We start from the raw sequence: 22,058 nt of genomic DNA on the forward strand, positions 1-22,058 counted from the left end.
ACCTTGAGGGACGCAGCTTCAGGCTGCCGGGTTTTCGCAAAGGTTTGGTAATTTCGGGTCCCGTGCGTTGCGGTATTCCGAGTGCAGGTCGGGCATGCGCCACTCATTCACATCGATGGCGAACATACGCGGGTCAATCAGGCTGCCGCGGAAACGGGCATCCGGGTTGGGATTTTCGATCTCATTTCGAAACCGGGTAAGGAGGTCATCCCAGATGAACCGGGGTACATAGTCGGTCTGTGCGGGATAGCAATATTGGTACAGAACGAGCGCCCAGAAGAGAATCGCCCAATGCTCCCCGACGAGCTCCATCAACCATGCCCAGTCCATCTTGCCTTTCGTGCCGTAGATCACGTGCGCGATATCGGCACCATCGAAACGTTCACGGCGGGTTACGAACAGTTTGGAAGCAATAAGTTCCTCGGCCCCGAGCACCTTGACCGGAACGCCGAATAGTTCCGAAGGCGTGGCCCGATCGATCCAGGTCCGGGTGACCGTGATGGTGCCGGTGCTCATTCCGGTGATGATGTCGACAAAGAAGTCGCCGCGGTGTGCCTTGGCGAGCCAGACCGGGTCTGCCACCTCGCATTCAAAGCCGTGCCGGTGCAGATACTCCATGGCCGTGGCCACGTCTGCCGGTGGCATGAATACGTCGAGATCCTTCGTGTCGCGGCAGATTCCGGTGTGCTCGCGCAAGGCAAAAGCCCCCGAGATCACGTAGGGAACGCCGCTGCCGTTCAGCAGGGTGAGTACCTCGCGGAAAAGCTGCTCCTGTTCCGGCGCAAACTCCGGCGGGATCGAGGAACTGATCGGCAGTTGGTCTTCGTCCTTAGTCGGCACCCGAACTTGGATGGCACCAGCCATGCACCAAGTTGTGAGCGGCCAGATTTGCCGCCGTAACCGGGTTGCCCGCATCCAAGTTAACGGGAGTTCTACGTGGCCAAGCGAACCGCCGAGACCGTCGAAATCCAGGGTCGGGAACTGACCCTATCGAACCTGGACAAGGTGATGTATCCGGAAACGGGCTTTACCAAGGCCCAGATCATCGACTATTACGTCCGCATCGCTCCAGTGTTATTGCCCCATCTGAAAGGCCGCCCCCTGACGATGAAACGTTATGCAAATGGCGTCCAAGGCGAGTTCTTCTATGAGAAGAACTGTCCCACTCATCGTCCGGATTGGGTGCAGACCACCGCAGTCTGGAGTCACGGAAACAATCGCTGGATGGACTATTGCACCATCCAGGACCTTCCCACCCTGGTCTGGACGGCGAACCTGGCTTCCATCGAATTACATACCTCGCTTTCGTTAGGGAAGAAGATCGAGCAGCCCACTTACATCGTGTTCGACCTGGATCCCGGGCCTCCGGCAGACATTCTGAAATGCTGTCGGGTGGGACTCTGGGTGAGGGACATCTTCGACAAACTCGGGATGAAGAGCTTCTCCAAAACCAGTGGTTCAAAAGGATTGCAAATTTACGTCCCACTGAACACCGCCGTCACGTACGACCAGACAAAGCCTTTCGCGAAAACCATCGCCCGCATACTCGAAACCGTCCACCCAGACGACGTCGTATCCGATATGAAGAAATCCCTCCGAGTAAATAAGGTCCTGGTCGACTGGAGCCAAAACGATCAGTACAAGACCACAGTCAATGTCTACTCGATGCGCGCCAAGGATCGGCCGACGGTTTCCACCCCTATCGAGTGGAAAGAGGTGGAACTCTGCCTCAAAAAGCAGGATCCCGAATTGCTGGTGTTTGAGACACAAGATACTCTGGCTCGGGTCGAGAAGATGGGGGACATTTGGGAACCTCTTCTGAAGACAAAGCAGAAGCTGCCGAAGCTTGAAACGCTGCAAGAACTAGGCGGCAGCCTGACGGGGACGACAGTACAGGCTGCGCAAACGAAATCGCGCAGAAAGAAAGCGGCTTAGTAGTACCATCTCAAAATGGCATCCAGCAGTCAGGAATCAGCCTCTCGCGCAGGATTGTACGTGGGGACTTCGGGGTGGGCGTACGCCAGTTGGAAACCAGACTTCTTCCCGCCTGAAGTGAAGCAAAAAGACTTCCTTCGTTATTACGCCACTCGGTTGAACACAACGGAAGTGAACTATACCTTCCGCCGGATGCTCGCCGAAAGCACAGCAGAAAAGTGGCTGGCTGAGACGCCCGACAATTTCAAGTTCATTTTCAAGGCGCACCAGGCGATTACGCACTTCAAGCGACTCAAGGACGCGCAGGAGCCGCTCGAGCGCTTTGTGAATTCGCTCAATCCAATCGAACGTGCTGGACGCCTCGGTCCAGCCCTGTTTCAACTTCCACCAAACCTGAAGTGCGACCTTCCATTGCTTCAGCAGTTCCTCGGCTCAGTTCCGAAACGACTGCGTTGCGCATTCGAGTTTCGGCATCAATCCTGGTTTGCGGACGAGGTGTATCGAGTTCTTTCCGAGCACAACGCCGCCCTTTGCGTCGCCGAGAACGAAGATCTGGTTACTCCCGACGTCGTCACCGCGAGCTTTTCCTATTACCGCTACCGCAAGCCTGAATACAGCAGTTCGGATCTGCACCAGATTGCAGGCCGATTGGGGTCGCACGCTCATACCCGCGAGGTCTATGTTTTCTTCAAGCACGAGGATTTGCCCCAGGGGCCGGTTTGGGCATCGGAAGTGCTGAAGCTCGCAGAGGAAAATGCCAGGTAGTACCGGGACGGATAATCTCAGAAGCCACATCTTCGTCCGATAATGTGATCGTGCCATCGGCTGCTACCAATGAGCGAGTGCTGCTCGCATTCTGCGATTACCTCAAGGTCGAGAAAGGACTCGCTCGCCTGAGTGTGACCGCCTACCGGCGCGACCTGCTGCAATTCGCTGAACATCTTGAGAAGCAACGCCGCACTTTGATCAAGGCGAAACGCGCTGACGTCCGCGAGTTTCTGGAGCGCCTACTCACGAATGAAGTGGACGGGCGTTCCGTAGCGCGAAAGCTGTCGGCTTTACGCCACTTCTACAAGTACCTGCTGCTCGATCGCATGATTGAGGAAGATCCCACACTGAACATCGAGACGCCACGCCAGTGGAAAGTCCTGCCTAAAGCGCTTTCTCGCACGGAAGCTGCCCAAGTGATGAAAGCCGAGCGGCAGGTCGCTGATTCAAAACTCGCAAATGCGTTGTGGGCGCGGGACAAGGCAATGATGGAGATGCTCTACGCGGGCGGCCTTCGGGTTTCCGAACTTGTGAACCTGAAGCTCGAGGATGTGAAGCTCGATCTCGGCTACTCGCTCGTCCGGGGAAAGGGAGACAAAGACCGCATCGTGCCGATGGGACGTCTGGCGGCGGACGCTGTTTCAGAGTACCTCTCGCAGTCACGTTCCGTTCTTGCCGCGGGGAAACATTCGCCAAACGTCTTTATTGCCCGCGGAGCAAAAACTCTTACTCGTCAACGGATTTGGCAACTGGTCCAGGCGGCGGCGAAAGCCACGGGTCGTCCGGCAAGCCCACATATGCTACGGCACAGTTGCGCGACGCATATGGTGGAAGGCGGCGCCGATTTGAGAACTGTGCAGACGATTCTTGGCCACGCCGACATTTCGACTACCCAGGTTTATACGCACCTCGCGCTTGATCGCCTCAAGGCAGTCCATAAGCTGCACCCGCGATCCAAGCTGCGCACACGAGTTTCGGAGCAACAAGGATGACCAGTACGGGCCCCATGACGAAGGCAGTTCAGAATTTCCTGCGATCGCTACAGCAGCGGAACGCATCGCCGAACACGATCCTGGCTTACACGAAGGACCTCACAAGTTTCATCGAATACATTGGGGAAGAGAAACCCTCATCGGTTGACCACGTCAGGATTCGCGGTTACCTGTCCCAACTTTATGATCGCGGACTGGGCAAAACGTCCGTTGCACGACATCTCGCAGCCGTGCGTTCTTTTTATCGCTGGATGGCGCGCGAAGGTATGGTGAAGCAGAACCCGGCTGCCCTGGTATCGACTCCGAAATTGCCGAAGAAATTGCCGCGCGTCCCTACCATGGAAGAAATCAATACCGTTCTCGATAAGGACATGCCCGAGAATGCCGCCTTTCCCGAGCGGGACCGTGTACTGATGGAACTGTTATACGGTTCTGGCCTGCGAAATTCCGAGTTGATCGGCATCAATCTCGACGATATTCACTGGTCGAATGAGGCGATTCTTGTGCGAGGCAAGGGCCGCAAGCAACGCATTGTGCCGCTTGGAGAGACGGCCGCTCTAGCAATTCGCGAGTATCTGCCGAAACGCCAGGAACTTCTAAAGTCGAAGAAGAAGACCAATCCGGCTCTGCTATTGAATCTGAGGGGTACGCGCTTGACCACGCGTAGTGTGGGACGAATCGTGAAGCAGATCGCGGTGGCGCGCGGGTTGCCCGCTGACATTCATCCGCACACGCTGCGGCACGCCTTCGGGACGCACATGCTGGAAGAGGGAGCCGACCTTCGCGCCATTCAGGAACTTCTCGGTCACGAACGCCTGTCCACTACCCAGCGCTATACGCAGCTTTCGATGAAGCATGTTGTTTCGGTTTACGACGCCACTCATCCCCGGGCAAAGTAGCTGTGATGCAGCTCACAATATGCCTGTTTTCCGGCGTTACGGCAGTCACCAACATCTGCACTGACGTACTTGTGACAGGTAGATGAAGTGGGCTGAAATCTCCTCAGCATTCGTACATAGCTGAAGGAGTCCCGCCATGCCGCCGAAGACTACGGCAGAAAAAGGCCACGACAGTTCGTTCGCCAAAGTGAACAAAGAGCTTTGGTTGCTCCTGTCCATCTTTGTCCTCGCCGCTCTGGCGAACAATCTCGTCGCATCGCAGCAGGTGGTGCTCGGGCTCTACATGCTGCCGACCCTGTTCTCAGCCTTTTACTACGGACGCCGCCATGCCGTCATGACTGCTATTGCGAGCATCTCGCTCGTGGTTGTGGTCATGTACTTCCGCCCGATTCCGAAGCGACTTATCGACGTGACGCCGTTGCAGGTGGAGCGCTGGTTCGACCTCGCTGCCTGGGGCGGCATTCTCATCATCACCGGCTATGCTATGGGAACCCTGTATGAACGGGTTACGAAGAACGTACACGATCTGCGCGACAGCTATGACGGCATGACGGCCCTGCTGCAGCAGCTCATCTCCAACAGCAAGATGGGTCAGAACAGCCGTCTGGCGCTCTGCTCAACCAAGATCGCTGAAGCCATGAGCTTGCCATTTGAGCGCATCGAAGACATCCGGGCTGCGGCTCTGCTGGAAGACATGGAGAAGTCAGGCGTATCGATTGATCTGTTCATGAAGGCTTCTGGAATCAACAAATCAGCGAAAAGCCAAAAATCCGTTCAAGGCAAAGATTCCAGCCTGACCCGCGCAGTTCCCATCCTGATGGCGTTTCATGAAGCACGCGCCGGGAAGATCGATGGCATGCCGATCGAAGCGCAGGTCCTGATGCTCGCGTCATTGTATGAATCCGGTTCGCAGGGAACACGATTGGCGCCCGCACAGGTCATCGAAAAGATCGCAGCGCAGAAACACTTCGACGGACACGTTGTCGAAGGGTTCAAGCACGCTTTTGCTTAAAGCTAACTAGCGGGCCATTTCTGGTTGCGCCTGCTGGGCCTGCGCTTCTTCCCACATCTTCAAGACGCGGTTGCGCAGCTCCGTGGTGAGCGACTCGTATACAGCTTCGTCTTCCGGCTTATCACCCGGGTAGATAGGCTCGCCGAAAACCACGCGAAGCTTGGTGAACCCCTGGAAGCCCTTGCCGCGTGGCCATGCTTCGTGAAATCCGGACAGTGCAATGGGCACGATTGGGACGTTCAGGTTCGCCGAGAGGATTGCCGCCCCCTTCTTGAACTTCTTCGGACTGCCGTCAATGCTCCGTTCTCCCTCAGGAAAGAGGATGAGCACCTTGCCGTGGCGTAGTCCATAAGAGCCCGCTTTCATCGCCGGCACCAGGTTTGCGTCCGGGTCGACCGGCACCAGGTTCAGCGTGTACGCAATCTTTCGCGCGATTCCGGTACCGAAGATCTCGCTTGTACCCACCGAGAACTGCCGCTTGAACACTCGCCACGGCAGCAGGCCGAGAAGCGCCGGAGCATCCAGGTAGCTCTGATGGTTAGGCGACAAAATAAACGGTCCCTGTTTTGGCAGACGTTCCTTCCCGCGCACCTGCATGCGGAAGAAGAAGACTCCGATCAGCAGGAAGACTCGCGAGATCAGGTACCAGACAATCGTGGAGACTGGATGCGGCCTCGCAATGGCTAGAATCTCGGGCTCAGTCGGATCCTCGGCCAGCATCCCTGCCCAACTCTGGCTCGATTCACGGGTACCCGTAGCCCCAATGCGCGCACGCACGGCGTCCACCAGTTCACGAACGGTATAAACCTCGGACACCACCGAGTCCTCAACGAAAGCACCGAGTTCTTTCTCCAGTGCAACCAGCAACTCGACGCGCTCCATCGAGTCGAGCCCGAGATCGAGTTCCAGGCTGTCAGAGGGGAAGATATGTTCGCGTTTCGTCTTGGCGGCCGAGCGGATAACCGGGATAGCCTGCGCCACTTCCGGAATGTCGAGCCAGTCACGATCCGCATCGGATAGATCTCGCGTAGTCGTCTGCTCACCGACGCTGGTCGATTCACCGGATCGAATTTTCTTCTCTACTTCGCGACGCTTGAGCTTACGAGTTGTTGTGCGCGGGAGGTCTTCCTGCCAGATGTCGTAGCTCAGGATTCGTTTCGTCGCGGGAAGTTGGGCCGATAGCGTTTCGATTTCAAACCGGACGATCTCTTTCGCGTTGACGATCTTGCGCTCACGGAGCACTTCAAAGTTTGGCACGATAACCCCATGCAGGCGCTCGGAAAGCGGCTCTCCCGGCTTGCCCTCCAGCCCAATCACACAGACTTCCTTAACAAAAGGACTCCGCTGAAAATGCGCTTCGATCTCTTCCGGATAAATGTTCTTGCCCGAACTGAGAACAATGATCTCCTTGGCACGGCCGGTAATAAAAAGGTTGTTCCCCTCGTCGAGATATCCCACATCACCGGTAAGCAGCCAACCGTCCTGCATCACCGCCGCAGTCGCGTCGGGCCGGTTGTAGTAACCCTTCATCACCACGCCGCCACGAACTGCAATCTCCCCCACCTCTCGACCGATCTCTGAATCGAGCTGCGGGTTGACGATCTTCACTTCCACTCCGTACATCGGTTGTCCGACCGACCCGATGACGTTGTTATTCGGGCGTGTAACTGTCGCGGCACCGCTCGTTTCCGTAAGGCCGTACGCGTTCAGGATGGTGTAGCCCATCGCGTAGAAGTCGCGTCCCACCTGTGGATCCAGGCGTGAGCCGCCGGTGATCAGGTAACGCATCTTCGAGCCGAGCATCTGGTGCACTTTTCCGAACAGCACCGGACCGATGTTGATGCCGAGCTTCCGCAGGAGTGAACTCGTCTTCAGCATCATGCCGAAGGCTTTTTCGGTAAGTCGTCCGCGGGCGCTTACCTCCTTCATGATGCGTCCGTGAATGAGGTAGAAGAACTGGGGCACACAGCAGAAGATCGTGATCCCGCGTTCCCGCAGGGCCTTCATCAGTTCGGTAGTGTTCAGCGCCTCGAGAAAGACAACGCGGGCGCCGGTGACGAGTGGCAGCAGCAGGTTCGCCATTTGTGCCAATGCGTGAAATAGCGGCAGGATACCCAGCAGTGCGTCAGACGGCCCAAGATCCGTCACCAGGCGAAACGCACCTTCGGCTTCGGCGGCGATGCTTCCGTGCGTCAGCATCACTCCCTTTGGATCACTGGTCGTGCCTGAGGTGTACAGGATCGCCGCCATGTCATCGAAGCCAAGGTCAACGTAACGGAAATCACCGGGGCCTTGCTGCTGCATGGCGTCGAAGTTCGGACGTTCTTCGCCGTCGATGCGCTGGGTGAGCAGCAGATTCACCGGTGCCTTCTTCAGCGCCTCCTTGGCGGTCGGCAAGTGCTTTGCATCGACGAATAGAAAATCCGCCCCACTGTCGAGCAGCAGCTTGGCAACTTGGTCGGAAGTAAATGCTGTGTCAAAGGGAACCGCCACCGCTCCAGCCGCGAGAATGCCGAGGTACGTGGCCACCCATCGGGGACCATTGTTCGCAAGAATCGCGCAGCGCGTTCCGCGCGGCACACCCTGCGAGAGCAGCCAATTGCCGACCGAATCAGACATCCGGCGCATGTCGGCATATGTGTACCGCTCCAGTTCGCCTGATTCCTTCTGGAATTCCACGGCAACAATGGACGGGAACTGCTCAACGGACTGCAGAAATCTGGAGTAGAAATTAGCCATTCTCGGATAGGTGAATATACCCGAAAACCACGCGACAGAAAACGCAAGACAACGTGAACTGCCATTCGCTCGGTCTCTTCGATTTGCATCTCATTGACCCTAGGAGAAGCAAATGCAGACAGCCCACGAACTATTCCTGCACGAATTGAGTGACATGCTTGACGCCGAGCGCAACATCCTTGAGGCGCTTGAGGAACAGGCGAACGAGTGCAGCCGTCCCGACCTGCAGAAAGCGTTTGAGTCGCACCGTCAGCAGACAGAAAAGCAGGTGGAGCGCCTTGAGCAGGCGTTCGAGAGCCTTGAGGAAGATCCGGAAGAAACGGAATGTAAGGGCATCCAGGGCCTCATCGCCGAGCACGACTCCTTCAAGGAAGAAGATCCATCCGAGGACCTGATGGACATTTTCAACGTTGGTGCCGCATGTAAGGTCGAGCACTACGAAATCGCCGCTTACACCAGTCTGATCAATTTGGCCCAGCAAATGGGTCACAACAAGGCAGTAAAACTCCTGAACCAGAACCTGAAGGAAGAGCAGCAGACATTGAAGAAGATGGAAACCTTCCTGAAGAAGATGAAGCCCGAGCGCCTGATGGAAGAAATGGAAGACGAAGAGATGGAGGAAACCGAGGAGATGGAGTCGCCGCGGAAACCAGGATCGGCACGGAAAGCTGGAACCAGCCGTGGGCGATCTCGTCGAGCCGCCTAGGACTGCACCGGACCACCGGCACCGGTCCGGTGGTCCCATTCTTAGCACACGAATCGGTGATGGAAGTCATGGCATACCAGTTGGCGTTATGATTTCGTCTGTGCGAATACTCCCTCGGCCCTGAAAGTCCTGTCCGAATCCGCCGGCAGGGAAGGAGGGCACATGCAGCTCGATCTCACTGAGCAGGAACTCCGAACGTTGATTTATGTCCTCGAAGAACGTCTGCGGGGACTGAGAACCGAAATCAGCCACACCTCTACCTACGAGTTCAAGACCTTGCTAAAGGAACACGAACGCGTGCTGCAATGCCTGCACGACAAACTCGTGACCATCGAGTCCATGCGCGCGGCCTGAACTTCCGCGGGAGCTCTTCGCTCCCGCACTCTTCATCATTTAGACTTCTGGATTCATACCCAGGAGTTCTTCATGTATTCCCGTACAGAAACAAAATCCCAGGTGTCGGAAGCGGCAAAGCCATTTGTAGCCGTTGATTTGCGCAGTGACACCGTTACCAGGCCGACACCGGAAATGCGCAAGGCAATGTTTGAAGCCGAAGTCGGCGACGACGTTTACGGCGAGGACCCGACGATCAATCGGCTGGAGCAGCGCGCAGCAGAGATCTTCGGGCGCGAGGCTGCCATCTTCGTCCCAACTGGCACCATGGGGAACCAGATCGCTATCAAGATTCATACCCGTCCGGGACAGGAGATCATTTGCGAGGAGCGCGGCCATATCTTCAACTACGAAATGGCCACCCTGGCGAGTTTCTCCGGATGCATGGTTCGTCCCATCGCCGCGGAAGGCGGCATTCTGCATTGGGACCAGGTGAAAAAGAAGATTTCCGGCAAGACTTACTATCTTGCTCAGACGGGGCTGGTGTCGCTCGAAAACACGCACAACATGGCCGGAGGAACCGTGTACCCGACCAATGTAGCGGAAGAGATCTGCGACGGCGCCCACGAGCAGGGACTCCCTGTACACCTCGATGGAGCGCGCATCTTCAACGCCGCCACGGCCCTCGGGAAGCCGGTCGCGGACATTACGAGAAAGTTCGACTCGGTTATGTTCTGCCTGTCGAAAGGGCTTGGAGCTCCGGTCGGATCCATGCTGGTTGGAAGCAGGCAACTCATTGACCAGGCGCGGAAATACCGCAAGGCTCTCGGAGGAGGAATGAGACAGGCCGGAATTCTGGCCGCCGCTGGTCTGATCGCGCTCGAGAAGATGCCCGCCCGACTGCATGAGGATCACGCGAATGCCAAGTTCATGGCAGCAGAACTGGCAAAAATCCCCGGACTCAAGATCGACCCGGCAACGGTGCAGACCAACATCCTGATTGTGGACATCAGCGGCACCGGAATCGACGCAACCGAGTTCACGAAAAGGCTGGCCGAAATGGGCCTGCTGATCGGTTCTGTGAACAATGAGGTCGTACGTTTCGTATCACATATGGACGTCGATCGCGCCGCTTGCGAACGAGCCGTACAGATAGTGAAAGAGGTTGTGAGAGTATGAAGCATTTCGAGTACGAAGCCATTGCGCGCTGCAAACCTCAGCACGTATGGCAGGTCTTCTCCGACATGGATCGCTGGTCGGAGTGGAACCCGGTTGTCGGCAAGTCGCACTGGCTCACTGGCGCGCCGTGGAAGCCAGGCAGCACCTTCTTCATGGAGATCCTTCAACCGAAGAAGATCATTTTTAGGCCGATGATCCAGGAGATCCTCATCCCCATTCGCGTCTCCTGGACGGGCAAGGCTCCCGGTTTTGCTGGAACACACGGCCATGAATTTATCCTGATGCCTGATGGCACTACTCGCGTAAGGACCTGGGAGGACGTGTCCGGATTTCTCACCTTGTTCATCGGCAAGCGCATGCACCGCCAGATGATGGACATGTACGCCGCATGGATCAATGCACTCTGTCGCGAAGGTGAAAAACTCGCTGCTGCCCAGTTGGCCAAAGCATCTCAATTGCCATGAAAGTCGTCATCCGCCGCTGTTTCTTTTGACACGACATCCGAACCCAGGCCGTGCGCCTGAAAAGCGAACTGGAACGCGAACTTCGCATGCCGATTACGCTCAAAATGGGTGGCCCGGGAACCCTCAACGTCTACGTCAACGGCCAGCAAATCTATTCGTATCAGCGGACAAAACGCCTGCCGCGTCCCGATGAGCTCCTCGCCGCCATTCGCTCCCTCCAATGACCGCCGGACTATTACTACCGTCATAAGCACTTGTTTGAGGCACCCAAAGTTTGTGTTATATCTAAATGTTCGGTGTGGGTGGCGCCCGCCTCTGTCGGCGTATGAATAATCCTGTTCGGCCCCCCGGCCCTATATCGCACTCGTGGAGGAAGTTTTGGATTTCGAATTCACGCATGAGCAACAGGACCTGCGCAGGACGGTCCGCGAATTCGCCGAGAAGGAAATCAGGCCCAATGTAATGGCCTGGGACGAAGCCTCGCAGTTCCCAATGGAGACCATCAAGGAACTCGGTCGCCTTGGATTGCTGGGAACGATTTTCCCGACCGAACTGAACGGCGCCGGAATGGGCTACGTCGAGTACGTAATTGCTATCGAAGAGCTTTCGCGCGTAGACGGATCGGTCGGCATCATCGTCGCGGCTCACACGTCGCTCTGCTCGAACCACATCTATGTCGCTGGCAATGAGGCACAACGGAAGAAGTACATCCCGAAGCTCGCAACTGGCGAATGGATCGGCGCGTGGGGCTTGACCGAACCCGGCTCCGGATCGGACGCAGGTGGCGCGCGCTGCTCGGCTGTGCGAAAAGGCGACAAGTGGGTTCTGAACGGCACAAAGACCTTCATCACCAACGGTCACTATGCCGACGCCATGGTCGTCATCGCCGTGACTGACAAGACAGCGCACACTCACGGTCTCTCGGCCTTTGTCGTTGAGAAGGGCACAAAGGGCTTCCGCCCGGGCAAGAAGGAAAACAAACTCGGCCTGCGCGCCAGCGACACCTCGGAGATGATCTTCGAGGACTGCGAAATTCCCGCCGAGAACCTGCTTGGTCAAGAAGGTAACGGTTTCATCGACGCCATGCGTGTCCTCGACGGTGGACGCATCTCTATCGCTGCCCTCGGACTCGGCATGGCGCAGGGCGCCTACGAGTCGGCGTTGAAGTATTCGAAGCAGCGCAAGCAGTTCGGAAAAGCCATCAGCGAGTTCCAGGCGATTCAGTGGAAACTCGCCGATCTTGCGACCGAGATCGACGCCGCCCGCCTGCTCACGAACCGCGCCGCCTGGATGAAAGACAGCGGCATGAAGACCACGCTGGAATCGTCGATGGCGAAGCTTTACACCAGCGAGGTCGCCGTGAAGGCCGCAAACGAAGCGGTCCAGATCCACGGCGGATACGGCTTCATCAAGGACTATCCGGCCGAGAAGTTCTACCGCGATGTCAAGCTGTGTACCATCGGCGAAGGCACCAGCGAGATCCAAAGGTTGGTGATCGCGCGCCAGATACTGAAGAATTAACGTTCGAAATTATGAGGGACGGTCACTCGACCGTCCCTCTTCTGTCTATTACGGATACGCTTGCAGGCTCCTGTCCACTGTCCCATTCGTCGGTTGCTCCGGTAGCGGCGGAGGCACCAACAGCCTGGGCGAGGTGAAGTCGAAGAACTCCATCATGTCGTCGGCTTGCGCATCGCGTTGCGTCAGTGGCGTAAGACCGAAGCGCGTCTGGATGAACTTCAGGATCGACGTGAACTCACGGTTCGTGTGAGAAACGTAGTTCGGCTTCACCCACGGTGATACCACCATCAGGGGTACACGGAATCCGCTGTACGTGAAGTTGTCCCACTCGCCGATGTCGCCCGTTTCCAGAATTGGTGCTTTCCCGTCCGGATTCACCACGGGATACGGCGGCACATGATCGTACAGTCCACCGCCTTCATCATGTGTGAGGAAGAACACCGAGTACGGCCATGCCTTGCTGTTCATCAACGCGTCGATCAGCTTTTTCGAGAGCGCTACTCCTTCCTGGATGTTATTTCCCGTGTGTTCGTCCAGGCGCAACTTCGCCGCATGCTGAATGAAGACGACCTGCGGTAGGTCTTCATTCGCCGTAGGACTTGCCAGAATTTCGTAATACTTCGAGATTGGGAAAACACGATCCATGTAGCGGTCCCAATCGCACGCGCCTCCGCACGTGTAGTAGCCGAGGAAGACGCTGTCGTCCTGGTAGAAGTAGAGCCACGAAATGCCGGCTTCTGAAAGCTTCCGGAAAATCGTGGGTGCCGATACCGGGAACGGATCTTCCGGGTTATTCATGCCGCCCGAAGTCGCCGAGAACAGGAAAGCGCGATTGACCAGCGTCCCCGACATTGCCGACGAAAAGAACCGATCACTGGTTGCGAACTGCGTCGCCAATTCGTAGTAGTAGGGGATATCGCGCTGGTCGTAATAGCCCATCGTGCGTGTGCACTCAGGGTCAGTGTCGACATAGATGGAGCATCGCTGCTGCATCATCCAGTTATCCATCGCGAATTCGCCGTTCGCCTGCCGATTCACATAGAAGTGGCTTTCATTCCATGACGGACTCATCACATCCGTCTCAACCGTTCTTTGGTGGAACGGATACACCGTTCGTCCGCTCACAGTTTTAAGTGCACGGGTCAGGTCAAGGCCGTCGATTTCCGCCGGTAGACCTTTCGCTTGCCGATATGGACCAAGCACGCCGAAGTAGTTATCGAACGAGCGGTTTTCCTGCATGAAGAAAATCACGTGCTTGATGTTTTCCATGCCAGCCGACGAAGAGAGTACGTTTACCGTTACGCTTGAGGTGCTGGTGTTTCCGTTCACCCCGGTCGCCGTCGCGACATAAGTAGTGGTAGCCGTCGGGGCGAGTTCTACGCTTCCGGACAAACCGACAGCACCGGGTTGCGGCTCCAACTTCACCGAGTTCGCGTTCTGCGAGACCCAGGTAAGCGTTACCTTTTCGCCGGGAGCCAGGGTGGTCTTGTTTGCCGTCAGGGAAATCGCCAGTTCGTTGGAGCCGGCCACGGTCACCGTCGCACTCGCTGTTTGCGTTCCTCTCGGTCCAGTGCCGGTCGCCTTATAGGTGGTTGTCTGCGTGGGTGTTACCCTGACCGACCCGGTGCCCGGCGTCACAGTCCCCACACCGTTGTCGATCGAAAGTTGGGTGATTCCGGTGCTGCTCCAGCGCAGCGTCGATCCGCCGCCCGGAAGCGTAGTCGTCGGGTCGGCCTCCAATGTCAATGACTGGTTTGCCGCTCCCACCTCCACTCGCACCTCCTTAGTGGCCGTTCCCCGCGGCCCCTGCGCAGTCATCGTGTAGACCGTCGTTGTCTGCAAAACCAGGGTGCGCGAGCCTGAGCGAGGAAGGGCGGATCCGTCATCCGATTCATTCAGGTTCGGCGAGACACTGATCGAAGTTGCGTTGAGTACGTTCCAGGTGAGCGTGGTGAATTCACCCTCGGAAATGGAAGTTGGACTGGCGGTGAAAGAAATTGTGGGCGGTCCGTCGGAGATCTTGATAAGGCCTCCGGAAGAGGAGCCGCAGCCTGCGAGAAATAGAGAAACAGTCAGAACGAGGAGCAATAACCAATAGGGGCGGGCAAGGGACATGTATGAAATCCGGTACTGAAATCGAACTTCCAACCAGAGAAGTTCCTTAGACTAGGAGCGCAACTTCGCTTCGTATGTTGCCGCTTGTCTCTGCGCTTTCCCGATTTGGGACGACTGCCGCCCGGTGCGGGTGAACAACCGATCTTTGCTAAACTACCTAGTCCTTCATCGTGACCGCGCAAATCCAATCTCTTGTTGACGAACTGCGCTCCGGAAGTCCACGTGCGCTCGCTCGTGCCATCACAGCGGTGGAGAACCGTGCCCCATACTCGGCCGAGCTGTTGAAAACACTTTTTCCGTACACCGGACACGCCCGCGTCATTGGACTTACAGGTGCACCCGGCGCCGGCAAGAGCACGCTCGTCGACCAACTCGCGCGCGAATATCGCAAGCAGGGCAAGACCGTCGGCATCATTGCCGTGGACCCGACAAGTCCATACACCGGCGGCGCGATTCTTGGCGACCGTATCCGAATGGGTTCTCATTACGCGGATCCCGGTATCTACATCCGTTCAATGGCGACTCGCGGATCTCTCGGCGGTCTCGCTCGTACCACCGCCGATGTAGCTTCTGTCATGGACGCCTCTGGTCGCGACGTCATCCTCATAGAGACAGTCGGCGTCGGACAGGACGAAGTCGATATCGTGCGCCTTGCCGAGGTCACGGTTGTCATTCTCGTTCCCGGCATGGGCGACGACGTGCAGACGATCAAGGCCGGCATCATGGAGATCGCTGACGTGTTCGTCATCAATAAGAGCGATCGCGATGGCGCCGAGCGCGTCGAACGCGAAATCCGTTCCATGCAATCGCTTTCTGTTCGCAAAGACGAGTGGGTGCCGCCCGTGGTGAAAACCGTCGCCAGCGACGGCACAGGCATCAGCGAACTGGCTACCGCCATCGGCAGCTACCAGGAATTCCTCGGCAAAAGCGACTTGGGAAGGAAGAAGAGCATCGAAAACTGGCGCGAGCGCCTGATCGAGATGCTTCGCGACACGCTGCTTCAACGCGTGCTGAAAGAGCAGGATGGACGCGTGGATACTTATGCCGCGGAGATCGCGGAACATAAGCGTGACCCATACTCTCTGATCGAGGAACTGGTTAACAAAGGCTAACAGCCTTCAGGAGTACCGATGAGCTACAGCATCGACCATCTCGGTATTGCCGTAAAGTCCCTGGCACAGGCGCGTAAGTTCTACGAGAACCTTGGGCTGGAGATCCACGGCGAAGAAACCGTCGAATCCGAGAAGGTCAAGGTGGCCATGGTGACCGTCGGCGAGAGCCGCATCGAACTTCTCGAGCCCACTTCCGATGATTCCACCATCGCCAAGTTCATGGCCAAGCGTGGCGAAGGGATGCACCACGTCGCGCTGCACGTCGACAATCTTCAGGCAGCGGTCGACAGACTGAAAGCTTCCGGCGCTCGCCTCATCAATGAGGAAATCAAGATCGGCGCCGGCGGACATCTATACGTCTTCGTTCACCCTCAATCCACGGGCGGAGTGCTCCTTGAACTTGTGCAAGACGCTCCGGTCGGTGTGGGCTAATGCTGCTGCTGGCCGTTGACACCTCGGGAAGGCAGGGTAGCCTCGCGCTCGTGCGCGCGGAATCTTCGCGCTTTGACATACTCTCGCTGCTGCCGCTTGAAGGGCGCATGTATTCGGCTCAGTTGGTCCCTGCGCTTCAGGAAGCTCTTCAGCAAGCCAGCTTGCGGAAAACCGATCTTGATGCCTTCGTGGTCGCCTCCGGTCCGGGTTCGTTCACAGGACTTCGTGTGGGCCTCTCTACGATCAAAGCCTTCGCGGAGGTGTTTCAGAAGCCCATAGCGGCCGTCTCGGTCCTCGAAGCTGCCGCACGAGTCACCAAAGTTGACGGCCCTGTGCTTGTCGCGATGGATGCTGGTCGCAAACAAGCCTTCGTAGGGGAATATGGGGCTGGTGACCCAAAGGAATCACTGCTGGGTTGGGACGAGTTCTTCGGCATCATCAGGAATTCCACAACAAAAGCCTATTCTCCGGATGCCCCTATCAGGGCTGCAGCCGCATCTCAGAATGTAGTGATCCAGGAAATCCCAAACCCGCACGCCGACACGTTTGCGCGTATCGGCTACGAGAAGCTCTTGGCCGGCGTCACTGTTGCCGCTGATCTGCTGGAAGCCAACTACCTTCGCGCCTCGGACGCCGAACTGTTTTCTCTTCCGAAACTGATCGGATGAAGATACGTCGAGCTGTTCGGACAGATGTGCCGGCCATCCACGAGATAGCAACCGCGTGTCCCACCTCGGCACATTGGCCGGAAGATGAATACGTTCAGGCTCTGGAAAACATCGCCGCCCGGCGTACCGTCCTTGTCGCCGAAGACGATGAACGCGTGCTCGGGTTCGCGGTCGCACGCTCCATAGATCACGAATGGGAACTCGAGAATGTCGCGGTTGTTCCTGACAGGCAAAAGAAGGGAATCGGTCAGGCGCTTATGCACGTGCTGGTTGACCTGGCACAACGCTGCGGGGCCGAGGCAATCCACTTAGAGGTGAGGGAATCCAATTCTTACGCCCGAACTCTCTACGAGCGTTGCGGATTTCAACAGTTAGCGGTGCGAAAAAACTACTATTCGGGACCCGAAGAGAACGCCGTTTTGTACCGGTATTTGTGCACTCCGGAGCTGCTCGAAAAGCATTGAAGGGTGCTCTGGAAGGTGGTACCTTAAAACCCCTTGTAGTTCGGAGGTAGGCCTGAATGGCTTCTGTTGCACGTGAACAATTAATCGCCCAAAACGAAGATTTTCGCCGGTTGGCAACTGAACACCAACAGTACTCCCAACGCCTCGAAAGCCTGATCAATAAGCGGTATCTCTCCGAAGACGAAAAATTAGAGGAAGTGAGATTGAAGAAGCTGAAACTTCGTCTGAAAGACGAAATGGAGCGGATCGAACAGCAGTATCGTCGCGATCATCAGGTCGCGTAATTCAATCGTTTGAGAGTTTTTTCTCGCCTGCGCATTTGGCGGCGGAGGCGTAAAGCAAAGTGCGTCCTCCGCCATCGCCTTCTTCCCGAATCATCGTTCGCCAATGATCGTCCAACGCCGCAGCCTCGCGGCCTATATAATTCCAAAGACTCATGGTTCGCGATGGCATCTATTACGGTCTAGCAGCGCTTATTCTCGCTGTTCTGCTGGGAGCGCTTACGGTTCCGGCCGTAGCGATCCTTCCGCTGTTGCTTGGGGCATTTTTCCTTTGGTTCTTCCGCGACCCGGAGCGCAGCATTCCGACCGCTCCCGGCGCCATCGTTTCCCCGGCTGATGGCAAGGTCACGAGCGTCGGAATAACTGAAGTCAACGGTGTGCGGGTGAACCGTATCAGCATCTTCCTGAACGTCTTCAACGTGCACGTAAACCGGACTCCGATCGGCGGATTGATTCGACATGTTGAGTATCGGAAAGGCAAATTTGCGAATGCCATGGGCGATGCCACGTCCGATCAGAACGAACAAAATATCGTGACGGTCGAAGGCGAAGGCCAGACGGTCATTTTCAAGCAGATTGCTGGGTTGATCGCGCGCCGCATCGTCTTCACCAAACGAGTCGGAGATCGCGTTACGCGCGGGGAACGCATCGGCTTGATCAAGTTCGGGTCACGCTGCGATGTAGTTTTTTCCGCTGAAGCGGATATCAAGGTCAAGATTGGCGACCATGTGAAGGGTGGATCGAGTGTGTTGGCCATCGCGCCAGTCGCAGGTACGCGGCCGGAAACCGAAGCTGTCAGCAGCACGGAGCGCGCATGAGCGATCATCCCATGCGCCGTGCCACGGATTTCAAGAACAGCAAGCGCCTTCGCAAAGGCATTTACATCCTGCCGTCGCTGGCAACCACCTTCAATATTGCTTTCGGCTACTACGCCCTCTACCACACGTTTCTGGGGTCGCTTGCCGAGTCCTGGCATTACGACAACGCGGCCAAGGCAATCGGATTCGCCATCTTGTTCGATGGGCTCGACGGCCGCATCGCCCGGATGACGAACACGACCACAGACTTCGGCCGTGAACTGGATTCTCTTGCGGATGCCATCACGTTTGGCGTAGCTCCTTCAATTCTGGCGTGGGTCTGGGGTTTCCGGCAGTTGGGACAACTCGGCGGGCACGACTTTCTCGATCGTATTGTCCAGTTCGGAGCTATTGCGACATTTGCATTCCTGGTTGCGGGCGTCAGTCGGTTGGCGCGGTTCAACATCCAGACGAACCCCCAGCCTTGGAATCCCGGGCGACCTGGCAAGAAATATTTTGTGGGAATGCCGATTCCCGCTGGCGCAGGTGTGGTCGCTGCCACGGTGCACTTCTTTGGCGATCCGCTTACGAACTGGTGGATGGCGCTTGCCTGGGGGGTGCTGGTCCTATGTGCCGGACTGCTCATGGTGAGCACCTGGCGGTTCTACAGCTTCAAGGACCTGGATTTCCGTAGTCGGCGTCCCTTCCGTTTGGTGATCATCATTGCCATCGTTATCGCGATGATCTGGTATTTCTCGCACGTCACGCTCTTTGTGATCGCCCTCGTTTACATGCTGTCGGGCGTCATCATGGGGATGCGGTATCTGTTTCATGGCCGTCGGCAGCAGGCGGAGTTGAAGGAGGCGGCGGAATCGAAATGAACTCACGAACGACGCACGGTCCGGCTGGAGTTGGGGTACGGCTCGCAGTTGTGGGACCGAGCACGCTGAAGGGCAAGGAACTTACGGAGATTCTGCCGGAGAGCACCATGGCAGCGGCCGAAGTGCGGCTGCTCGATGACGAAGACACGCTTGGGCAGTTAGAAGCGGTCGGCGAAGAAGTAACCTTCGTTCAGGCTGTTGCCGTAGATAACTTCAATGACGCCGATGTGGTCTTCTTCACCTCCGATCCATCGTTTACGCGCCAGACTTTCCCTTTGGCGCTTCGCGCCGGAAGCGCCGTCGTGGATCTCTCGTACGGGCTGGAAGACGAGAAGTCGGCCAGTGTTCGCGCGCCTTGGCTTGACCGCGAACTGGCGGAAGGCATGCCGATGGACTTGCAGCCTGGGCCAGTGATTGTGGCACATCCTGCTTCGATCGTCCTTGGACTGCTGTTGCTGCGGTTGAGCAAGGTGGTTAAAGCGCGGACCACGGCAGTGACGGTATTCGAGCCGGCCTCTGAGCGGGGCAAGAAGGGGCTTGACGAACTCCACCAACAGACGGTGAATCTGCTGTCGTTCCAGAGCCTGCCGAAGGACGTGTACGACGCGCAGGTGGCGTTCAATCTCCTATCGCGCTTCGGCGCAGCAGCCGCTTCGAGCCTGGAGAGCACCGAGAAGAAGATAGCGGAGCACTTGCGGCGGATTGTTCGCGGCCGCGTGCCCGTGCCTTCGCTGATGCTCGTCCAGGCAGCCATCTTCCACGGACATGCGTTTTCCCTTTATCTTGAACTTGAGAAGCCAGCTTCGATGGGCGATCTGGCGCAGGCTTTAGCCGGCGAACACGTGGAGATCGTGCGGGGCGAGGAAGAATCGCCCAGCAACGTAGGCGCTGCTGGACAGGAAAGCATCATGGTGACGCTGCGCGCGGATGCGCAGAACGCCAATGGAATCTGGATCTGGGCCGCAGCTGACAATCTCCGCGTGACTGCGTTGAATGCCATCGGCTGCGCCGAACAGTTGGTCGCCAGTCGTCCAAGGGGACAAGTTCAGTGAAACTCGCCGCAGCGTTGATTCTGGCAACGGTCATTCTGACAGGCTGCGGCTATCACACGACCAGCTCGAAGCATAATGCGCTGCCGCAAGTAAAGACGCTCGCGATTCCGGCTTTCATCAACCAGACTCATTCGTATCGAGTGGAACAGGTGCTGACAACCGCGATCGTTCGCGAGTTGACCACGCGGACGCAATTCCGGATCGTCCACGAAGAAGATCCCGATGCTGACGCGACGTTGAAGGGCATTGTGGTTCAGACGCAGACTGCGCCGGTGACCTACGATTCCGCGACGGGCCGAGTTTCGACGGCTCTGGTTGCGGTGAACATGCGCGTCTCGCTGGTCGGCAAGAACGGAACCATCCTGTTCGACAACCCGAACTACGTCTTTCGCGAGCAGTACCAAATCTCGCGCGAACTCTCCAGCTTCTTCGACGAAGAGACTCCAGCGCTCGACCGTCTTGCACGCGACGTGGCGCGAAGCCTGGTCTCGAACATCCTGGAGGGCTTCTGAAGGCATTCGCCCAACCTGACCGATTCGTCTCCGAAGTCAAGGAGCGGAAACTCAAGGCAGGATATCTGTTCATTGGCGACGAGGCGTTCTTCCGGAAACGCTGCCGCGACGCGGTGCTCAGCTTCCTTGTTCCGGGAGACATGCGCGAATTCTCGCTGTACGATTTCGACCTCGCCGAAACCGAACTGGTCGAGGTCCTCGACCATGCGAGGACTCCGTCGTTGATGGCGCCGTTCCAGGTCTTCTTCATTCGCGGCGTAAAGGAGCTTTACGGGCGCGGTTCGCACGATGACGAGTTCGAGGCGATCAAGCACTACTTCGACAATCCGAATCCCGATGCATTGCTGATTTTTGTCGCCGATCACATTTCCATTCCCGCAGATCCGCGCAAGATGGACATGACCGACCGCGATCGCTACGTGCGCATCAAGGAGACGCTTGGCGAATTCTGCAACGTCGTGGAACTGGCGCGCGTGGAAGAAGGGGAAGCGGTGAAGTGGGTGAACGAACAGGCGGCGCAGGAAGGCGTAAAGATCGATGCCGATGCTGCCCGCGAACTCGTTGACGCGCTCGGCGGCGACATGATGCTTGTCTCGAACGAGCTGGAAAAACTGGTGCTGTTCGTCGGCGAGAAAAAGCGCATCACGCTCGGCGACGTCGAGACGATGGTGCTGGCGGCGAAGCAGCGGTCGCTCTATGAGCTTACCGACGCTATCTCGGCGAAAGATCGCGTTAAGGCGCTCGAAATTTTGGACGCGATTCTTTCCTCGGGCGATGGCGAAGAAGCTGCAATCGGCCATCTGTACATGCTGGCGAAAACGTTCCGCCAGATGCTGGTGATCTTCGAACGCAAGGTCCGCGATTCCCGCATGTTGTGGCAGGCACTGTGGCAAGGGTTCCGGGTGCCACCGTTTGCCGCGGAAGACATCATCCGCCAGGCGAGACGTTACCAGTCGCGCCGCGAACTGACGCGAGCGTTGCGGCTAATCGCGCGGGCCGACCTGGCGCTCCGGTCGAATCCTCCGAGCAAGCGCATGGTGCTGGAAAACCTGGTGCTGGACCTTGCCTCGGAGAAGAGAGCCGCGGACAAACCAGCCTATTTACAGCAAGAGCTGCTGGTTTAGCAGGGAATCTGTAATCGGGAAATCAGTAATCTTTAAGCTGAAACCCTCTACGGCAATGGCTCTCGCCTGACC

24 protein-coding genes are annotated in these 22,058 nt (G+C 57.1%); 21 read left to right on the plus strand and 3 right to left on the minus strand.

Annotated elements, in window-relative coordinates:
* Window positions 1-18: 18 nt before the first annotated feature.
* Window positions 19-864, minus strand: coding sequence for a nucleotidyltransferase (locus tag VN577_00645; protein ID HWR13305.1), 846 nt, complete (start codon window positions 862-864; stop codon window positions 19-21).
* A 72-nt stretch (window positions 865-936) separates the two neighbouring features.
* Between VN577_00645 and ligD the strand changes: the two genes are divergently transcribed.
* The 5 genes from ligD (at window position 937) to VN577_00670 (ending at window position 5,606) form a co-directional block, all read left to right on the plus strand.
* On the plus strand, window positions 937-1,935 hold the full coding sequence (gene ligD, locus VN577_00650; GenBank protein ID HWR13306.1) for a non-homologous end-joining DNA ligase: 999 nt from the start codon (window positions 937-939) through the stop codon (window positions 1,933-1,935).
* 15 nt (window positions 1,936-1,950) lie between these two features.
* Window positions 1,951-2,700: a DUF72 domain-containing protein gene (locus tag VN577_00655; protein ID HWR13307.1), complete on the plus strand. Its 750-nt coding sequence runs from the start codon at window positions 1,951-1,953 to the stop codon at window positions 2,698-2,700.
* 50 nt (window positions 2,701-2,750) lie between these two features.
* The gene (locus tag VN577_00660; GenBank protein HWR13308.1) at window positions 2,751-3,695 is read left to right on the plus strand and encodes a site-specific tyrosine recombinase; all 945 of its coding nucleotides are present in this window, start codon (window positions 2,751-2,753) and stop codon (window positions 3,693-3,695) included.
* On the plus strand, window positions 3,692-4,594 hold the full coding sequence (gene xerA, locus VN577_00665) for a site-specific tyrosine recombinase/integron integrase (protein ID HWR13309.1): 903 nt from the start codon (window positions 3,692-3,694) through the stop codon (window positions 4,592-4,594). Before VN577_00660 ends, xerA begins: the two co-directional genes overlap by 4 nt.
* Before the next feature lie 136 nt (window positions 4,595-4,730).
* Window positions 4,731-5,606 (plus strand): hypothetical protein, encoded by an 876-nt coding sequence (locus tag VN577_00670; GenBank protein ID HWR13310.1) that lies wholly within the window; start codon window positions 4,731-4,733, stop codon window positions 5,604-5,606.
* 6 nt (window positions 5,607-5,612) lie between these two features.
* Here the strand turns inward: VN577_00670 and VN577_00675 are convergent, their stop codons facing one another.
* Window positions 5,613-8,345 carry an AMP-binding protein gene (locus VN577_00675; GenBank protein HWR13311.1) on the minus strand — a complete coding sequence of 911 codons (2,733 nt, stop codon included), beginning with the start codon at window positions 8,343-8,345 and terminating at the stop codon, window positions 5,613-5,615.
* A gap of 112 nt (window positions 8,346-8,457) precedes the next feature.
* Between VN577_00675 and VN577_00680 the strand changes: the two genes are divergently transcribed.
* From VN577_00680 to VN577_00705, 6 genes are all read left to right on the plus strand, one after another.
* Window positions 8,458-9,051, plus strand: coding sequence for a ferritin-like domain-containing protein (locus tag VN577_00680; GenBank protein HWR13312.1), 594 nt, complete (start codon window positions 8,458-8,460; stop codon window positions 9,049-9,051).
* Between the two features lie 162 nt (window positions 9,052-9,213).
* On the plus strand, window positions 9,214-9,405 hold the full coding sequence (locus VN577_00685) for a hypothetical protein (GenBank protein HWR13313.1): 192 nt from the start codon (window positions 9,214-9,216) through the stop codon (window positions 9,403-9,405).
* A 72-nt stretch (window positions 9,406-9,477) separates the two neighbouring features.
* A complete protein-coding gene (ltaE, locus tag VN577_00690) occupies window positions 9,478-10,563 on the plus strand; it encodes a low-specificity L-threonine aldolase (GenBank protein HWR13314.1) in 1,086 nt (361 codons plus the stop codon).
* On the plus strand, window positions 10,560-11,027 hold the full coding sequence (locus VN577_00695; GenBank protein HWR13315.1) for an SRPBCC family protein: 468 nt from the start codon (window positions 10,560-10,562) through the stop codon (window positions 11,025-11,027). The genes ltaE and VN577_00695 overlap by 4 nt, the downstream gene beginning before the upstream one ends.
* Window positions 11,028-11,077: 50 nt before the next feature.
* Window positions 11,078-11,251, plus strand: a complete 174-nt coding sequence (locus tag VN577_00700; GenBank protein ID HWR13316.1) for an Rdx family protein — start codon at window positions 11,078-11,080, stop codon at window positions 11,249-11,251.
* Window positions 11,252-11,405: 154 nt separating this feature from the next.
* A complete protein-coding gene (locus tag VN577_00705; GenBank protein HWR13317.1) occupies window positions 11,406-12,548 on the plus strand; it encodes an acyl-CoA dehydrogenase in 1,143 nt (380 codons plus the stop codon).
* A gap of 48 nt (window positions 12,549-12,596) precedes the next feature.
* Here VN577_00705 and VN577_00710 read toward each other — a convergent pair whose 3' ends face one another.
* Window positions 12,597-14,663 carry an alkaline phosphatase family protein gene (locus VN577_00710; protein HWR13318.1) on the minus strand — a complete coding sequence of 689 codons (2,067 nt, stop codon included), beginning with the start codon at window positions 14,661-14,663 and terminating at the stop codon, window positions 12,597-12,599.
* 170 nt (window positions 14,664-14,833) lie between these two features.
* Between VN577_00710 and meaB the strand changes: the two genes are divergently transcribed.
* The 10 genes from meaB (at window position 14,834) to holA (ending at window position 21,986) form a co-directional block, all read left to right on the plus strand.
* Window positions 14,834-15,775, plus strand: a complete 942-nt coding sequence (gene meaB / locus VN577_00715) for a methylmalonyl Co-A mutase-associated GTPase MeaB (GenBank protein HWR13319.1) — start codon at window positions 14,834-14,836, stop codon at window positions 15,773-15,775.
* A gap of 18 nt (window positions 15,776-15,793) precedes the next feature.
* Complete coding sequence (mce, locus tag VN577_00720) at window positions 15,794-16,207, plus strand: methylmalonyl-CoA epimerase (GenBank protein HWR13320.1); 414 nt, start codon at window positions 15,794-15,796, stop codon at window positions 16,205-16,207.
* Window positions 16,207-16,875 (plus strand): tRNA (adenosine(37)-N6)-threonylcarbamoyltransferase complex dimerization subunit type 1 TsaB, encoded by a 669-nt coding sequence (tsaB, locus tag VN577_00725; protein ID HWR13321.1) that lies wholly within the window; start codon window positions 16,207-16,209, stop codon window positions 16,873-16,875. Before mce ends, tsaB begins: the two co-directional genes overlap by 1 nt.
* The gene (gene rimI / locus VN577_00730; GenBank protein ID HWR13322.1) at window positions 16,872-17,339 is read left to right on the plus strand and encodes a ribosomal protein S18-alanine N-acetyltransferase; all 468 of its coding nucleotides are present in this window, start codon (window positions 16,872-16,874) and stop codon (window positions 17,337-17,339) included. Before tsaB ends, rimI begins: the two co-directional genes overlap by 4 nt.
* A gap of 56 nt (window positions 17,340-17,395) precedes the next feature.
* Window positions 17,396-17,623, plus strand: coding sequence for a DUF465 domain-containing protein (locus VN577_00735; protein ID HWR13323.1), 228 nt, complete (start codon window positions 17,396-17,398; stop codon window positions 17,621-17,623).
* Window positions 17,624-17,775: 152 nt separating this feature from the next.
* Window positions 17,776-18,438, plus strand: coding sequence for a phosphatidylserine decarboxylase (locus tag VN577_00740; protein ID HWR13324.1), 663 nt, complete (start codon window positions 17,776-17,778; stop codon window positions 18,436-18,438).
* Window positions 18,435-19,298, plus strand: a complete 864-nt coding sequence (locus VN577_00745; GenBank protein HWR13325.1) for a phosphatidylcholine/phosphatidylserine synthase — start codon at window positions 18,435-18,437, stop codon at window positions 19,296-19,298. Before VN577_00740 ends, VN577_00745 begins: the two co-directional genes overlap by 4 nt.
* The gene (locus VN577_00750) at window positions 19,295-20,350 is read left to right on the plus strand and encodes an Asd/ArgC dimerization domain-containing protein (GenBank protein ID HWR13326.1); all 1,056 of its coding nucleotides are present in this window, start codon (window positions 19,295-19,297) and stop codon (window positions 20,348-20,350) included. Before VN577_00745 ends, VN577_00750 begins: the two co-directional genes overlap by 4 nt.
* Window positions 20,347-20,862: an LPS assembly lipoprotein LptE gene (gene lptE / locus VN577_00755; protein ID HWR13327.1), complete on the plus strand. Its 516-nt coding sequence runs from the start codon at window positions 20,347-20,349 to the stop codon at window positions 20,860-20,862. Before VN577_00750 ends, lptE begins: the two co-directional genes overlap by 4 nt.
* 71 nt (window positions 20,863-20,933) lie before the next feature.
* The gene (gene holA / locus VN577_00760; protein HWR13328.1) at window positions 20,934-21,986 is read left to right on the plus strand and encodes a DNA polymerase III subunit delta; all 1,053 of its coding nucleotides are present in this window, start codon (window positions 20,934-20,936) and stop codon (window positions 21,984-21,986) included.
* Window positions 21,987-22,058 lie beyond the last annotated feature (72 nt).

It is taken from the genome of Terriglobales bacterium (assembly GCA_035561515.1).
GTDB lineage: Bacteria > Acidobacteriota > Terriglobia > Terriglobales > Acidobacteriaceae > DATMXP01.

Bases quoted from the DNA above. Each gene is read 5' to 3' on its own strand.
- VN577_00695 (HWR13315.1), top strand. From the start codon at position 10,560: ATGAAGCATTTCGAGTACGAAGCCATTGCGCGCTGCAAACCTCAGCAC.
- VN577_00710 (HWR13318.1), bottom strand. From the start codon at position 14,663: ATGTCCCTTGCCCGCCCCTATTGGTTATTGCTCCTCGTTCTGACTGTT.
- VN577_00675 (HWR13311.1), bottom strand. From the start codon at position 8,345: ATGGCTAATTTCTACTCCAGATTTCTGCAGTCCGTTGAGCAGTTCCCG.
- rimI (HWR13322.1), top strand. From the start codon at position 16,872: ATGAAGATACGTCGAGCTGTTCGGACAGATGTGCCGGCCATCCACGAG.
- ltaE (HWR13314.1), top strand. From the start codon at position 9,478: ATGTATTCCCGTACAGAAACAAAATCCCAGGTGTCGGAAGCGGCAAAG.
- tsaB (HWR13321.1), top strand. From the start codon at position 16,207: ATGCTGCTGCTGGCCGTTGACACCTCGGGAAGGCAGGGTAGCCTCGCG.
- VN577_00685 (HWR13313.1), top strand. From the start codon at position 9,214: ATGCAGCTCGATCTCACTGAGCAGGAACTCCGAACGTTGATTTATGTC.
- VN577_00750 (HWR13326.1), top strand. From the start codon at position 19,295: ATGAACTCACGAACGACGCACGGTCCGGCTGGAGTTGGGGTACGGCTC.
- VN577_00670 (HWR13310.1), top strand. From the start codon at position 4,731: ATGCCGCCGAAGACTACGGCAGAAAAAGGCCACGACAGTTCGTTCGCC.
- VN577_00655 (HWR13307.1), top strand. From the start codon at position 1,951: ATGGCATCCAGCAGTCAGGAATCAGCCTCTCGCGCAGGATTGTACGTG.
- VN577_00745 (HWR13325.1), top strand. From the start codon at position 18,435: ATGAGCGATCATCCCATGCGCCGTGCCACGGATTTCAAGAACAGCAAG.
- mce (HWR13320.1), top strand. From the start codon at position 15,794: ATGAGCTACAGCATCGACCATCTCGGTATTGCCGTAAAGTCCCTGGCA.
- VN577_00735 (HWR13323.1), top strand. From the start codon at position 17,396: ATGGCTTCTGTTGCACGTGAACAATTAATCGCCCAAAACGAAGATTTT.
- VN577_00740 (HWR13324.1), top strand. From the start codon at position 17,776: ATGGTTCGCGATGGCATCTATTACGGTCTAGCAGCGCTTATTCTCGCT.
- VN577_00645 (HWR13305.1), bottom strand. From the start codon at position 864: ATGGCTGGTGCCATCCAAGTTCGGGTGCCGACTAAGGACGAAGACCAA.
- xerA (HWR13309.1), top strand. From the start codon at position 3,692: ATGACCAGTACGGGCCCCATGACGAAGGCAGTTCAGAATTTCCTGCGA.
- VN577_00680 (HWR13312.1), top strand. From the start codon at position 8,458: ATGCAGACAGCCCACGAACTATTCCTGCACGAATTGAGTGACATGCTT.